Origin of the sequence: Pseudarthrobacter humi (assembly GCF_024294965.1) — a bacterium.
GTDB classification, from domain to species: domain Bacteria; phylum Actinomycetota; class Actinomycetes; order Actinomycetales; family Micrococcaceae; genus Arthrobacter; species Arthrobacter humi.
The window spans coordinates 18278-32649 of record NZ_JANCLV010000010.1 but is presented as its reverse complement, the minus strand read 5'-3'; the positions used below and the strand labels follow the sequence as shown (position 1 = coordinate 32649).

11 protein-coding genes and 3 tRNA genes are annotated in these 14372 nt (G+C 66.9%); 5 read left to right on the top strand and 9 right to left on the bottom strand.

Annotated elements, in window-relative coordinates; translation table 11 throughout:
- Positions 1 to 9: 9 nt before the first annotated feature.
- From NFC73_RS14400 to NFC73_RS14380, 5 genes are all read right to left on the bottom strand, one after another.
- A complete protein-coding gene (locus NFC73_RS14400) occupies positions 10 to 1686 on the bottom strand; it encodes a glycoside hydrolase family 32 protein (protein WP_254751285.1) in 1677 nt (558 codons plus the stop codon).
- 120 nt (positions 1687 to 1806) lie between these two features.
- A complete protein-coding gene (locus tag NFC73_RS14395) occupies positions 1807 to 3402 on the bottom strand; it encodes a glycoside hydrolase family 68 protein (RefSeq protein WP_254751283.1) in 1596 nt (531 codons plus the stop codon).
- Positions 3403 to 4610: 1208 nt separating this feature from the next.
- Positions 4611 to 4686: transfer RNA gene (locus NFC73_RS14390), tRNA-Phe, on the bottom strand.
- A 48-nt stretch (positions 4687 to 4734) separates the two neighbouring features.
- Positions 4735 to 4808, bottom strand: a tRNA-Asp gene (locus NFC73_RS14385).
- 90 nt (positions 4809 to 4898) lie between these two features.
- Positions 4899 to 4971: transfer RNA gene (locus tag NFC73_RS14380), tRNA-Glu, on the bottom strand.
- A gap of 167 nt (positions 4972 to 5138) precedes the next feature.
- Between NFC73_RS14380 and NFC73_RS14375 the strand changes: the two genes are divergently transcribed.
- Both NFC73_RS14375 and NFC73_RS14370 read left to right on the top strand, forming a co-directional pair.
- A complete protein-coding gene (locus NFC73_RS14375) occupies positions 5139 to 6185 on the top strand; it encodes a PHP domain-containing protein (RefSeq protein WP_254751281.1) in 1047 nt (348 codons plus the stop codon).
- A 53-nt stretch (positions 6186 to 6238) separates the two neighbouring features.
- Complete coding sequence (locus NFC73_RS14370; RefSeq protein WP_248763038.1) at positions 6239 to 7183, top strand: DMT family transporter; 945 nt, start codon at positions 6239 to 6241, stop codon at positions 7181 to 7183.
- Between the two features lie 6 nt (positions 7184 to 7189).
- On the opposite strand, the gene NFC73_RS14365 is transcribed toward NFC73_RS14370, so the two are convergent.
- Positions 7190 to 7816 carry a class I SAM-dependent methyltransferase gene (locus NFC73_RS14365; protein ID WP_254751279.1) on the bottom strand — a complete coding sequence of 209 codons (627 nt, stop codon included), beginning with the start codon at positions 7814 to 7816 and terminating at the stop codon, positions 7190 to 7192.
- A gap of 72 nt (positions 7817 to 7888) precedes the next feature.
- Here NFC73_RS14365 and NFC73_RS14360 point away from each other — a divergent pair, with 72 nt between their 5' ends.
- The 3 genes from NFC73_RS14360 (at position 7889) to NFC73_RS14350 (ending at position 10877) form a co-directional block, all read left to right on the top strand.
- A complete protein-coding gene (locus NFC73_RS14360) occupies positions 7889 to 8317 on the top strand; it encodes a metallopeptidase family protein (RefSeq protein ID WP_056348808.1) in 429 nt (142 codons plus the stop codon).
- 10 nt (positions 8318 to 8327) lie between these two features.
- Entirely contained in the window at positions 8328 to 9248 is a 921-nt protein-coding gene (locus tag NFC73_RS14355; protein ID WP_254751278.1) for a cation diffusion facilitator family transporter, read from the top strand.
- A 213-nt stretch (positions 9249 to 9461) separates the two neighbouring features.
- Positions 9462 to 10877: a C40 family peptidase gene (locus NFC73_RS14350; protein ID WP_254751276.1), complete on the top strand. Its 1416-nt coding sequence runs from the start codon at positions 9462 to 9464 to the stop codon at positions 10875 to 10877.
- A gap of 62 nt (positions 10878 to 10939) precedes the next feature.
- Here the strand turns inward: NFC73_RS14350 and NFC73_RS14345 are convergent, their stop codons facing one another.
- The 3 genes from NFC73_RS14345 to NFC73_RS14335 form a co-directional block, all read right to left on the bottom strand.
- Entirely contained in the window at positions 10940 to 11782 is an 843-nt protein-coding gene (locus NFC73_RS14345; RefSeq protein ID WP_254751274.1) for an ABC transporter permease, read from the bottom strand.
- A gap of 79 nt (positions 11783 to 11861) precedes the next feature.
- On the bottom strand, positions 11862 to 12818 hold the full coding sequence (locus NFC73_RS14340; protein ID WP_254751425.1) for an ABC transporter ATP-binding protein: 957 nt from the start codon (positions 12816 to 12818) through the stop codon (positions 11862 to 11864).
- Between the two features lie 74 nt (positions 12819 to 12892).
- The gene (locus NFC73_RS14335; RefSeq protein ID WP_254751273.1) at positions 12893 to 14296 is read right to left on the bottom strand and encodes a LolA family protein; all 1404 of its coding nucleotides are present in this window, start codon (positions 14294 to 14296) and stop codon (positions 12893 to 12895) included.
- Between the last annotated feature and the right edge of the window lie 76 nt (positions 14297 to 14372).

The window sequence follows — 14372 nt, the reverse complement described above, 5'->3', positions numbered from 1 at the left end:
CGTGGCGAGTCAGGCCAGCTTCCGGCCAGTCAGCGTGAATCCGGTCTTTCCGCCTTCGCTGAACACCGACGTGTCAGTGTTGGACCAGTCGGGCAGGAAGAGGTCTGTGACAACAGTGCCGCTTCCGGGGGCGAACACTTCCACCGAGGAGGTATCAAGCAGGATCCGCAGCTTCAGTTTTCCGTCCACGAGTGGCACCCTCACCTGGTGGTAGGGGCTGAACTTGTCCGAAAAGTTTGAGGTCCCTGCCGCGGACCGGTCAACCGTCAGCGTGCCTGACTGCGCCTGGTAAAGGATCTTGAGCCCGCGCAGGTTGATTCCGGCATCCGCAGCACCGTCCGGCGTCAGTTCCACGTCCAGGAGTTGGGACCTCGAGGAGAAGTCCTCCCCCAGCGGCTTGCTGCCATCGGCGACGGTGAGCTGGCGCTCGGCGGCAGCTCCACCGGACAAAACTGCAGCGGGGGCAGCGGCGATGGACGAGCGCAAGGCGGGCCTGCCGCCGTCGTCGTTACCGTTGCTGCTGCCACCGGAGAGCGTCAGTTCGCGGGGAATTGCCATGGCACCGCGCCACGGGGTGGTGGGCATTTTCTGGGCGTAGTCCCAGTTCCCCATCCAACCGAAGAGGACGGGCTTGCCGCCGGGGGCTCCGGAAATGGTGGTGGCGGCGTAGAAGTCCGCTCCGTAATCCACCCATTGATGGTCCTGCAGCGGAGCGTCCGGACCGGCGGCACCCTCGGCACGGAACGTCACGCCGTCGAACTCTCCCGTGAAGTACTGCATCCCTGAGCCGCCGGCTATGCCGCCTGGGTTGATGCTGAGGAGCATGACCCAGCGCCGTTCGTTGGTCCCCTCCACGGGAACCTCCAGGAGTTCAGGCATTTCCCACAGTCCGCCCTGGGCGCCGACACCGGAGAAGTCGCTGAGGAAGTCCCAGTGCAGCAGGTCCTTGGATTTATACAGCTTCACCACGTGGTCATCGGCCACGACGGTGGTCATGACCCAGTATTGTCCCGGCTCGTACCACGTGACTTTGGGATCGCGGAAGTTCAGCGAAGAGGGTTGCAGATCCACCACCGGATTGTCCTGGTACTTCGTCCAGGTGCGGCCGTGGTCAAGGCTGTACGCGACGGACTGGGCCTGGGAGCCCTTGGGCAGCGGGGCATTTTCCTTGTAGGCACTCGTATATAGGGCAACCATGGCCGGCCGGTCCTTGCTGCCCAGCCCCGAGGTGTTGTCCGTGTCCACCACGATCGAGCCGGAGAAGATTTCCTCGGTCTCCGTGGCCTCCATGGCCACCGGTTCTTCCGCCCAGTGCACCAGGTCAGTGCTGGTGGAATGGCCCCAGGACATGTTGCCCCAGTCGTTGCCCTTCGGGTTGTACTGGTAGAACGCGTGGTAGGTGCCGTCTTCGTACACCAGGCCGTTGGGATCATTCATCCAGTTCTTTGACGGCGTCAGGTGCGCCGCAGGACGCCAGGGATCAGCGGCCGACGGCGTGGCGGCACCTTGCGAGGAACCATCAGGAGGGTGGCTCCCGGCGTCGGGATTCACGTTCTGCGAATCAGGGGTGCAGCCGGCGGCTGTCACCGCCACGAGCAGGGCGACGACGGCGGAAAGGGCCGGTCTGCTGGACCTGCGTCTGTCCGGGCTGCTCAGGTGCGGCCGGGAAGCGGTGAAGAAAAGCATGGGGATCCTAAAATTTGAGGCGGGGACGCCCGTGAATGTCACGGACGTCCCCGTTTACTGATTTCGCCCCGGTCAGGGGAGGTGTTGGCTACTGCTGGTGCCGGTCACCGGTAATGCCGGTCACTTGTAGTGGCCGGCACCGCCGACGTTGAGGTTGGTGGGCAGGTAGCCGAACGGACCAAGGCCGTTCTGGCCGAAGGTGCGGTCAACCTGTGAAATCCCGTCGCGGAAGTTGATCTTCACGGTGGGTGACAGGGATCCGCCGCGGACACCGTTCACGTTGTCGATGAAGGACTGCACGAGGCCGCCCGGCTGCACGTAGTGCGAATAGGCCTGGAACTGCCGGCCATTCTGGCTGGGGGTTGGCCTTTCCGGGGATTCGGACGGCAGGTTCAGGTCCGTCGGCGAGGCCAGGGCCAGGCCGCTGTTGTTCATCGGCTGGTAGTCGGAGCGCACACCGTCACCAACGAAGCCATAAACGCCGTCGGGGCCGCGCATTCCGGCCGCGTAGGTGAACTGGTGGCTGATGGTGAACAGGTAGTACTTGTTCTTGCCGCCTTCGTTCTGGATGAAGATCTGCGGGCGTTCCGTCTGGTCGTTGACGCAGTTCGCGGACAGGATGGGCGGCAGGAAGGACCACTTGGTCAGGTCCTTGTTGTCCGCCACTGCCAGGCCTACGTTGGCGGTCTGGTAGTAGGCGCCGGAGCTGTTGACCTCGTTGAGGTTCTCGGCGTTGGGATCTCCCGGCTGGTAGCCGAGGTCCTCGGCCTTGCACTCGTATTCTCCACGGGTGCCGCCGGTGTTGCCTTCGAAGACCATGTAGGTCTTGCCGGGGTGTGCCGGGTCCTCGAACGTGTACGGATCGCGGAAGGCGAAGCCGGGGTTCTGGGCCTTGTTCTGGTACATCTCGCCATCGGGCTCAAGGAGCTTGGTGTGCGTGAAACCGTCGAAGGTGACGCCGTTTTGGTCGGCGTGGATGTTGCCGAGCGCCTTGGCGATGGCAGCGTCAGGGGCGATGCCGCCGCCGCCGGCGTTCCGCTCGGCCACATCGTAGAACGTGGTGGCCGTGTAGAAGACGTTGACGTGGTTGCCCTGCATCAGGCGGGTGGAACCGGACCATTCGGTGTTGCCGATGGAGGCGCCGTCAGCAAAGACGTGTCCGCCGTAGTTCCACTTGTCCGTGGCCGGGTCCGCGTTGGTCTTGCGGAAGAAGTAGCCGATCCGGGCGTTCCAGTGGCGCTGGTCAAAGCCGTAGCCCGCGTCACGGTCGGCCACGAGGGAGAAGATGACGTCCCAGCCCTTGTAGCTGATCTGGTTCGCGTTTTCGTCCGTGAGGGACCAGGTGTCCCAGACCCAGACGTCGTCATTCATGGTGGGGAAGTCTTCGGGGATCTCCGGCATGGTGACGTCCGGGCTCATGGAGTTCACGCCGGGCGCCACTGTGGAGTCGCTTTGGGCCATGATCTGCTTGGCGTCCGCGCGGGTCCACTTCGAGGTGAAGTCCGACGCCGGGTCATAGGCCTGCTGGCTGTGCGTGCTGGGCAGGGGGAAGCCCGGGGTGGGAGCCGGCATCTGCTGCGCGGCCGGCGGATCAGCCGGCTCGTTGGCCTGCGCCGAGGGAACGGCCAGGAAGACCGACGCCACTACGGCTGCAGCCAGTGCCGCGGCGGCAGGGCGCCACCGCAGCATCCGGACAGGTTGGGGGTGCTTGTGCATGTTTTGCTCTTCTCGCGGAGTTGAAACTATTCGTGGAAGACGGGCAGGTGCCCTGTTCCCCGAAACTCCGGCAGCTCCGACGACGCAACAGGCGTCATCGAGGACGCCGTTGTGTCGAGGTGAACGGGGCTTGGGTAGGGCCCCGTTTCAAGGCCAGGAACGATATCTCTTCCCTGGCCCGCCTCTACGCTAGGCACCCGGCGAGGGCCTGCCAAACCGTGTTTCACGACCGAAATGCCACATGTCAGACATTTAATGCAAGCGCTTACATTTCTGATTGCGCGCGCGTGACACATTGGTTTGCCAGCGTCAAATGTTTCGGTTCGAATCTCTTTTGGTGAGAAGATTCACGTGCCGTTTGCCTGCTTTTCCCCATCAGTTGCTCCGTAACGGCCGTTGTGAAGCCCCAAAAGGGCTGTGGGCCCACGCCGGCCGGGTTCCCTGGCCGAACTTGTGAGGCGAGGGATCCTGTGGGGAGCAAGCGATGGGGTGCCGGGCGGGTCAGGGGCTTGCCGTTGGCGAAAATCTCGACGGCGGAGCGGTCCACGGGGGCCCGAAGGTGGAGTTTGCAGCCGGGAAGCTTTGCGGTCCGGACCGCCCCTCCGCGTCCACAGAATGGTCCAGGCTGCTGCCCGAGCGGTCCAGCCGCAGCCAGGATTCCCCGGCTGCTTCCGGCGGCGCGGCCCACCTCGATGTCCGTCTCCTCGGTGGGGCTCCGTCGAGTTCCGGGGCGGAGCGCAAGGTCCGTTCCCCTTCGTAGTCGCGGGTCGCCCCGCGCGGCAGGATCATCACGCAGGACCACCCTGCGTCCCGCAATCCAGCTGGCGCAGCTGGCGCGGCGTGTACGAATCTCCCGCGTACCGCCCGCTCCGGTACAGCGGGTGCCGGGGTCGCCGTCGTCCCACGTGGAGAAAACGAGCACATCGTCTGAAGAACTTTCAGAACGCCGCGTGCTCGGCCCGGCGGTCAGGCGGCCTCGTGCGGGCTTCCGCTATGACGCGCAAATTCGCCACCGACTCGCAAGAACCATGACGACACTCGAATATGCGCGTCGAAGGAGCATTTGCGCGTCGCGGGGCCGCTTGCGCGTCGCGGGGCCGCTTGCGCGTCGCAGGCGAGAGTGCGCGTCGCAGGCCGGAGGCAGCCTCGTCATCGATGATGCGGTTAAAGAAGAAAAGCACCAGTTCCGAAGAACTGATGCTTCCCAGTGGTGGCTCCGACCGGCGTCGATCCGGTGACCTTTCGATTTTCAGTCGAACGCTCTACCAACTGAGCTACAGAGCCTTGGTGACATGTCACCTTGACCGCCGGAATTTCTTCCGGCAATCAGAGCGACCCTGACGGGACTTGAACCCGCGACCTCCGCCGTGACAGGGCGGCGCGCTAACCAACTGCGCTACAGGGCCTTGATTTTCTTGCTTCGCGGCATCGCTACCGCTTTTTTCAAGGCTTCCAGCTTACCAGACCTTTTCAGCCTGCCAGACCAGTTCCTTGCGTACCCCCAACGGGATTCGAACCCGTGCCGCCGCCGTGAAAGGGCGGTGTCCTAGGCCGCTAGACGATGGGGGCCAGAACCCGTTCGGCACAAAATAAAAGGCTTCGAGCCTCGGCTCTCAGTCTTGTCTTTTGCAGTTGCTCCGAACTGGACTCTAAAACTATAGGGCCTCGGCGGGAATAACTCAAAATCGGCCTGCAGACCCCTGACCGAAGTGGCCGATACAGGCGAAGATGGACAGATGGATGCCGTCGCCGCACTCAATGAAATTGCTTTCTGGTTGGAACGCGAACGCGCTGCCTCCTTCAAGGTCCAGGCTTTCCGGAAGGCGGCAGGGATCATCGCCGGACTTGATCCATCCGAGGTGGCGTCCCGGGCCCGGGACGGCAGGCTCAAAAGCATGAAGGGCATCGGCGACAGGACCTACCAGGTGGTCCGGCAGGCCGTGGACGGCGAGGTGCCCGAGTACCTTGAGGACCTGCGCCAGCGCAGCGCGGCGCCCCTGGCGGACGGCGGGGCCGAACTCCACGCAGCACTCCGCGGCGACCTCCACAGCCACAGCGACTGGTCCGACGGCGGCTCCCCCATCCAGCTCATGGCAGACGCCGCGCGACTGCTGGGCCGCGAGTACCTGGCGCTGACGGACCACTCCCCCAACCTGACCGTCGCCAACGGGCTCAGCGCCGAACGCCTGACCGAACAGCTCGACGTTGTGGACGCCATCAACGCCGCCGCAATTGACGGCAAAAAGGACGGCTTCCGGCTCCTGACCGGCATCGAGGTGGACATCCTGGAAACCGGCGAACTGGACCAGTCGCCGGACATGCTGGAGCGGCTGGATATTGTGGTGGCCAGTGTCCATTCGAAACTTCGGGCAGACCGTGACACCATGACCCGGCGGATGCTCCAGGGTATCCAGAACCCCCGGACCAACGTGCTGGGCCACTGCACCGGACGCCTGGTGGAAGGCTCCCGCGGCACGCGGCCGCAATCGGACTTCGATGCCCGCAAGGTCTTCGCGGCGTGCGCAGAATCCAACGTGGCGGTGGAAATCAACTCCCGCCCCGAGCGGCAGGACCCTCCGGATGACCTGATCCAGCTGGCCCTCGACGCCGGCTGCCTGTTCTCGATTGACAGCGACGCCCACGCTCCGGGCCAGCTCGACTTCCTCCAGTACGGGGCGGCCCGCGCCGCGCACAACAACGTTCCCGCGGAGCGCATTGTGACCACCTGGCCCCTGGAGCGGCTCCTGGAGTGGGCGGCCGGGGATTGGCAGAAACTCGACTAGACGTGACCGATTCCCGCCAGCTGCCGGGGTCGCCGCGGGGATAGATTGGCAGCATGGCTTCAAGCACCCCTCCCCGCGCCGCAACAACAACGCCGCTTCGCCCACCACCTGGCCGAACAAATGCGCTCGGCGTCGCCGCCGTGGTGGTCACCGTGGTGCTCTGGGCTTCGGCGTTCGTGGGGATCCGGGCCATCGGCCCCACCTTCTCCCCCGGATCCCTGACCCTGGGCAGGCTGGCGGTTGCCGCCGTCGTGCTCGGTGCACTGGTGCTGCCGCAGCTGGCCAAGAGCAGAGTGCTGCCGCAAGGCCGCGAATGGTGGCCCATCCTGGGGTACGGCGTGATGTGGTTCGGCGGCTACAACGTGGCCCTGAACGCGGCGGAACACCTGCTGGACGCCGGGACCGCCGCGCTGCTGATCAACGTCAACCCCATCCTCGTTGCCATCATGGCCGGCTTCTTCCTGAAGGAGGGCTTCCCGCGCTGGCTGATTATCGGGAGCCTCGTGGCGTTCGGCGGGGTGGCGCTGATCGCCCTCGGATCCGGCTCAGGTTCCGGGGAACGTTCGACGGCGGATGTGGCGGGCGTGCTGCTCTGCCTCCTTGCCGCCGTGCTCGCCGCCGTCAGCGTCATCATCCAGAAGCCGGTGTTGCGGAAGTTCCCGGCGGGCCAGGCCACCTGGTTCGGCATCATGGTGGGGGCGGTCTGCTGCCTGCCCTTCAGCGGCCAGCTGGTGTCCGAGCTGCAGTCGGCCCCGCTGCCGGCAACACTGGGCCTGGTGTATCTGGGCGTCTTCCCCACCGCCATCGCCTTCACTACCTGGGCCTACGCACTGTCCCTGATTGACGCCGGAAAACTGGCGGCCACCACCTACCTGGTGCCGGGCACCACCATCCTGATCTCCTGGCTGGTCCTCAGCGAAGTCCCCGCCGTGCTGGGCCTCGTGGGCGGGGTGGTCTGCCTGGTGGGTGTGGGCCTGACGCGCCGCAGGTCCCGGTAGGGGCCCTCAGCGTTCCGATCGCTTCACTGCCGTACCCGCGATGATCGGCGTGGCCAGGGCAACAGCCGGGGCCTCCAACCTGCTGACTTCCGTGAAATCAAACCCGGCCTCGCCGATGGATGCCACCGTGTTCCGGTTGATGTGGCACCCGGGCGCCACGCAGCGGCCCCACAGACCGTCCAGCCTGTCTTGCCAGCGGGCCGCCCGGCCCTGTCCGCGGACATGCTCCAGCATCGCGAGGGTACCTCCGGGTTTGAGCACCCTGCGCGCCTCCATCAGGGCAAGCCGCTGATCCGGCACCGAGCACAGCACCAGGGTGAACACCACGGTGTCCGCCGCGCCGTCCGGCAGCGGCAGGTGCTCCGCATCGGCGTCGGAAACCTCCACCGGAACGGGCGACTCCCAAAGGCGTGCCCGCAATCTGGCCCGCATGTAGGGGTCCGGTTCCACGAGGATGACCCGGTCAGCGTGGCGGAAGTGCCGCAGGTTGGCCCCGGTGCCAGCGCCGACGTCCACCACGGTTCCGTCCAGCGCGGAGAGCAGCCGCGCCCGGCGCGGAGCCAGTTCCCGGCGCTCCAGAGAGGCCGACAATGTGTCGTACATGGCGGCAAAAAGGCGATGGCGGAGTGACATCCGGCTCCTTACAGGCGGTCAGGGACGGGTATCAGTATGCGCGCCAACCCGGCGGCGGACTAGAGTCTGCATATGCCCGTCAACCTGCCGCCCGGCCTGCCCATCATCCCGGATGGCCCGCAAGAGTCCGGTCCGTTCGAGATGTCCGCTGACGATTTCGAAGCCGCCGTCACGGATGCCCTGGGCCTGATCCCCGCCAAGCTTGCGGCCGCCATGGACAACGTGGCGGTGTTTGTCGAGGACGACTACGTGCCCGGCCCGGGCGAGGACCCGGACACCGTTCTGCTGGGCCTATATGAGGGCGTTCCCTTGACTGAACGGGATTCATGGTGGGATGCCGGTTCGCTGCCGGACCGGATCACCATCTTCCGCCAGCCCATACTGGACATCTGCGGGTCCCGGGACGAGGTGATCCAGGAGGTGGCTGTGACGGTGGTGCACGAGATCGCCCACCACTTCGGCATCGACGACCGGCGGCTGCACGAGCTCGGCTGGGACTAGCCTTGTAGGCATGGGACACGACCACAGCCACACACACGGGATCACGGCAACGGGCCGGCACCGCAAACGGCTCATCGCCGTCCTGACCATCACCCTTGCGGTGGTGGTGGTCCAGGTCATCGGCGCGGTACTGTCCGGATCATTGGCCCTGCTGGCTGATGCCGGCCACATGCTCTCCGACGCGGCCGGCGTGACCATCGCGCTCCTGGCGGCCTGGATCGCCGGACGCCCGGCGAGTGACCTGCGGACCTACGGCTACCAGCGTGCCGAGGTCCTGGCCGCCCTGGCCAACGCGTTGATCCTGGTTGTCATCTCGGTGGTCATCTTCACCGAGGCCATCCGCAGGATCGGCTCCGCGCCCGAGGTCCACACCGACATCATGCTCTTCGCCGCCGTCCTGGGCGCGGTGGCAAACCTGGTCTCGCTGCTGATTTTACGCGGCGCACACCAGGACAGCCTGAACGTCCGGGGTGCCTACCTTGAGGTGCTGGGTGACCTGCTGGGGTCAGTCGCCGTCATCGTGGCTGCCCTGGTCATCATGTTCACCGGCTACCAGGCCGCCGATACGATCGCCTCCGTGCTCATCGCCCTGATGATCCTGCCCCGGGCCTGGAGCCTGCTGCGGGATGTGGTGGACGTCCTGTTGGAGGCAACCCCCAAAGGCGTGGAAGTGCAGATGATCCGCGAACACATCCTCAGCGTTGAAGGAGTGGTTGACGTCCATGACATCCACATCTGGACCATCACGTCCGGCGTGCCGGTGTTTTCGGCCCATGTGGTGGTGGAGGACGGCGTCCTGAATGCCCGCGGCGCCGACCAGCTCCTGGACAAGCTCACCACCTGCCTGGGCTCCCACTTTGACACCGAGCACTGCACTTTCCAGCTGGAACCCGCCAGCCACTCGGAGCACGAATCGCGCCAGCACGCCTAGTAAGCAGGGCCCTGGGGACCGGAGCCGATTCCGCGACACGCCGGTCCGGATGTGCCGGAATCGTACTCTTGTTGATTATGTTATTGATGTGACCAGTGTTGCCAAAGTGCACACGCTCACGTAGCCTCGGACTGCTGGGAGATCAGCAGAGGGGCTCCTTGTGCCGCCACCAGACCTCGCTCCCCCAGCCTTACCGTGTGCGAGGTTCTGCGAATGGGTTTGACCGGATCCGGCCTGAAGGCCGCCGTACTGTGCACCGCCGTCGTACTTTTCGGCACCATGACCCTCCCCGCCCAGGCAGCGCCGCTACCGCAGGCTCCAACAGTTCAGCGTCCGGCGTCGCCGGAACTTCCCACCCCGGAGGACATCGCCACAGCCAAGGCGAGTGAACGCGCGACGGCGGATCAGGTCGCCGTCATCGAGCGCCTCCTGGCCGACGCCACCAGCGCCCGGCAAGCCACGTTTGCCTTATCACTGCAAGCCAACAACGCCTACGGCGACGCCCTGGTGGAACTGCAGGACCGCAGGACGGCTGCGGACGTGGCCACGGCCACGGCCACCGCTGCGAAGGACGAGCAGGACAGGACCCGGAAGCAGGTAGGCCAGCTCGCCGGCGACCTCTACCGCAACGGCGGGCTGAACCCGACGCTGGGCACCTTCGTCAGCGGCAATGCCGAAGCTTTGCACCAGGCCGCAACGCTCGAAGCCATTTCGGCCAGCCGGAGCCGCGCCTTCGAAGCAGCCGCCTCCGCAGCGTCCGCGGCTCAGTCCCTGACGGCGGCCGCCGACGACGCCAACCGGGCCGCTGACGACGCCGCCCAGAAGGCACAAGCCCGCAAGGAAGAGGCCGAACAGGCCAACGCCACCCAGGCCAAGGCCGTAGCCGACGCCGCGGCGCAGCGGACAATCCTCGTGGATCAGCTCGCCCAGCTGCGGAACACCACAGTGGCCCTCGAATCGGCACGCATTGACGCCTTGGACAGGCAGCGCGAAGAGGCCAGGCTCGCCGAACTGACCGCGGCTGCTGATCAGGCTGCGGCCCAAGCAGCGCCAGGCCGGACCGCAGCCGGACCGGCCGCCGGCGGGACCCTGCCGGCGGCACCCGCTCCAGTTCCAGCACCGGCGCCAGCTCCCGCCCCGGCACCAGCCCCTGCACCAGCCCCGGCTCCAGCACCCGCACCCGCGCCTGCGCCTGCGCCGGCCCCAGCGCCATCACCAGCGCCTGCACCAACCCCGGCCCCGGCCCCAGCGCCGGGCGGTTCCAACGAGACTGCCATCTCCGTGGCGACGTCCAAGGTGGGGGCACCATACTTCTACGAGTACGGCGGCACCGGCCCCAACGGCTTTGACTGCTCCGGCCTCGTGCAAACGGCGTTCGCCGCCGCGGGCAAGTACCTGCCGCGCACCGCCGCGCAGCAGTACGCGGCAGCTCCCGTTCACGTACCGATCTCCCAGGCACGGCGCGGCGATCTGCTGGTCTGGGGCTCAGCACCGGGCTTTTATCACGTGGCAATCTACCTGGGAAACGGCCAAGTGGTGCAGGCGCTGAATCCGGACGAGGGCATCGGCGTGACCCAGTTGAGCTGGATGGCAGGGATGCAGCTCCACCCTTACGCAGCCCGCTACTGACCGGGGCGGGGCTCCGGCCCGGGATTCCAGGCGCAGGGCATTCAGGCTCAGGGCATTCAGGCTCAGGACAGAACGTCCTTGGTGACGAACCGGCCATAGGCGAGCGCCCCGAACACGGCGATGTAGCCCGCTTGCAGCAGCGCGTTGCTGGCAAAAGAGTCCCACAGCACTGGCTGGCGCAGGACATCCGCGAAGCCGAACCAGTAATGCGTAAACAGCCAAGGGTGCAGCCATTCCAACTGCGGCAATTGGTCCAGGACCTGCGAGACCACTGACAGCACTACAGTGGCGGCCATGGCGCCCACCGGGACCACCGTCAGGGTGGACAGGAACAGGCCGATCGCCGAGAGTCCTGCCAGGGACACCGCAAGGTAGGCAGCAATCAGGACCAGCCGCAGTGCGGCCTCAGGGGGTTGGACAACGTCGCCGGACAGGAGCGTCACCGGCCCAACAGGGAACAGCGAAGCTCCGACCGCTGCCCCGGCCAGCGCAACGGTGACGGGGGCGGCCAGGCAGAACGCCAGCGCTCCCGCGTACTTCACCAGCAGCAGGCGCACGCGCCCGGCGGGCGCCACCAACAGGTACCGCAGTGTGCCCAGGCTGGCCTCGCCGGCGATGGTATCGCCCGCCACCACGCCAATGGTCAGGGGCAGGAACAGCGGCACCGAGACCAGCATCGCCGTGACCGCGACAAACAGCCCGTTCTGGCTGATCCGGTCCAGGAAGGCCGGCCCCCTTCCGGGAGGAACGGAGGACGAGAGCCGGACGGCGACGGCGATCAGCACCGGTATCGCGGCAAGTGCCAGCAGCATGGCCACGGTCCGGCGACGCCGGAACAGCGTCTTCAGCTCAGACGCCAGCAGGGACAGGCTCGACGACGGCGCACCTGGAGCGCTCCTGAGCACGGAGCCGCTGCTGGCCTCAGAACCACTGCGGGCATCAGGAACGCTGCTGGCTGAAGGGAAACTACCGGCGTCGGAAGCACTATTGGGCAATGTCGAACCCCTCCCCCGTCAGCGCCACAAAGCGCTCCTCCAGGCTCTCCCGCTCAACGGAAAAGCCCCGCACCCGCACCCCGGCCGCCACGAGCTCCGCCACAATGTCCTCCGGGGCCGCCAGCCGCGACGCAGCCGCGACGGCGGTCAGCACGTCCCCGTCCGGTTCAGGCGTTCCGGCCTCCGGGCTTCTCTCCGGGGACATGCCCAACCGCAGCAGGACCTCACTGGCCGTCCCGGCGTCGGGCGTTAGCAGGCGGATCCGGGTCTCACCGGCCTGGCGGAGCTCCGCCAGAGGCCCCTGGGCCACCAGCCGCCCGGCGCTCATGATGGCCGCGTGCGTGCAGATCTGTTCCACTTCTGCCAAAAGGTGGCTGGAGACGAAGACGGTGGCGCCGTCGGCGGCCAGCGACCGGACCAGGCTCCGCACTTCCCGCGTTCCCTGCGGGTCCAGCCCGTTGGTGGGCTCATCGAGCACCAGCAGTTCCCGCGGCGACAGCAACGCGTTGGCGATCCCCAGCCGCTGCTTCATGCCCAGGGAGTAGGCGTGGACCCGCTTGCCGGCGGCGTGTGAAAGGCCCACCCGCTCAAGCGCGGCAGCAACGCGGGCGGTCCGGGTAGCGGGCGCCGCATGCCGGCTGGCGGAATCCAGGCGGTGCAGGTTGGCGGTACCGGAAAGGAACGGATAAAACGCCGGCCCCTCCACCAGCGCACCGACGCGCGGCAGGACCTCATCCAGGCGCTGCGGCATCTGCAGGCCCAGGACGCTGACGGTTCCGGCCGACGCCGCGGCAAGGCCCAGCAGCATCCGGATGGTGGTGGTTTTGCCCGAGCCGTTGGGGCCCAGGAACCCGAACACGGCGCCGTGGGGAACTGCGAGGTCCACGTTGTCGACCGCCAGCTGGTGGCCGAAACGCTTGGTCAGGCCTTGGGTCTCGATGGTCAGCCCGGCTGTCCCATTCCCTGCGGAAGGGGTCCGGGCCGCGGCTATCCCGGCGGCAGCCGTCCCCCCGGCCACGGTCACGCCGCGCCGGCGGCGGCCTGCAGCCGCTCCGCCGGAACCATCCCTACAAAGATCCTGCCGTCGTCCGTCAGGAGGACGTTGACCAGTGCCGTGGACAGGAGCCGTCCGCCGGGAACGACGACGGCGGCCTGGGACAAGAGCGGATCCTTCAGCAAGGATTCAGTCCAGGCAGCCCCTTGCCCGCCGGGTGCCGCGGGGAACCCGATCACCGTTTCCCAGCCCTTGCCGATCACTGTTGGCCGGGGTGCATCACGGTGCCGCAGGCTGGCGTCGCTGCCGGGAACCTTATCCGGGGCGGGAAGCTGCTTCGGCGGGGCTGGGAGCTGTTCCGGCGGAACCGCATCCGAAGGAACCTCGTCCGGCGCGGTGGGCTGGTCCGGGCCGCTGTCTGGAACAACGCCGGGCGTCGTCCCACCGGGACTGGGCGGGAGGGGTGGCCTGCCGGGCATATACGGGACCGGCGGCACCGGCAGCTCTTTGACCGTGGCGCCCGGCGGGGCAACAAACGTAAACACGGAATCGTCCGGAGCCGCCAGGGACAGGCTGGTGAAGCCGGCCTCAAAGGCCGGTTCCGCCTGGCCGCGTGCCATCACAGTTACGCGCAGCGGCATTCCTGTCTCGCCGTCGACGGCGATGACAACCTTCTCAAGCAGTGTTCCCTGCGTCCTTGGCGCCAGTGTCAGGCTGTAAGCGGACCGGCCGGCGACTTGGGCATCAGCGCCCACCGTGACCTCGGTGGAACTGTCCACGACGGCGAGGAATTTCCTGGCCAGCTCCTCGGGCGTCGGCATTACGGGCGGGCCCGGCAGGTTCTCGCCGGGCAGGATTGGCATAGGCAGAACGGGCGCGGGCAGGTCCCGGCCCGGCAGGGCGGGAGGTTCAGGCAGTGCGGGAGGTTCAGGCTGGGCGGGAGGTTCAGGCAGGGCGGGAACTCCGGGCACAGGCAGCGGCAGGTCGCTGGCGAACGCCGGCAGGGCCAGGTGGGAGGCGCTGTTGTCCTTGGAGTTGTAGAACCACACGTCGTTGTCGCGCCGGATGACATCGCGTTCAGCGAGCCGGTCCATCACTTGGACCCGCATCCTGGTTGGCCCGTCCATAAAGATCCGGGCGGTGTGCTCGCCGGTCAGGAACTCCAGGACCGACGCGGCCCCGCCGGCCGACACCGGTCCGGAGCTGGGACCGGCGGCCGGCAGCTCGGGCAGGCCCAGCTCGGCGGACTGCCGGACTGTTCCGGAGAATGACCTGGAATTGTGCTGGCCCAGGAGGGTCAGCACCTCAGCCGGAGACTTTTGTGGCAGCGGATCGCCGGCCCGCGCCGGAATGGATCCCACCAGCACACCGGCGGCGATCACTGCAGGTACAGCTGCGGCAGGCACCCAGCGCAGCCATGCGCGGTTCATGCCAGCCCCGCTTCATCCTTGGAGCCCATACTTCAGGTTACGCCTGGGGACCGCCGCCGCACACGTCCCCTTCGGG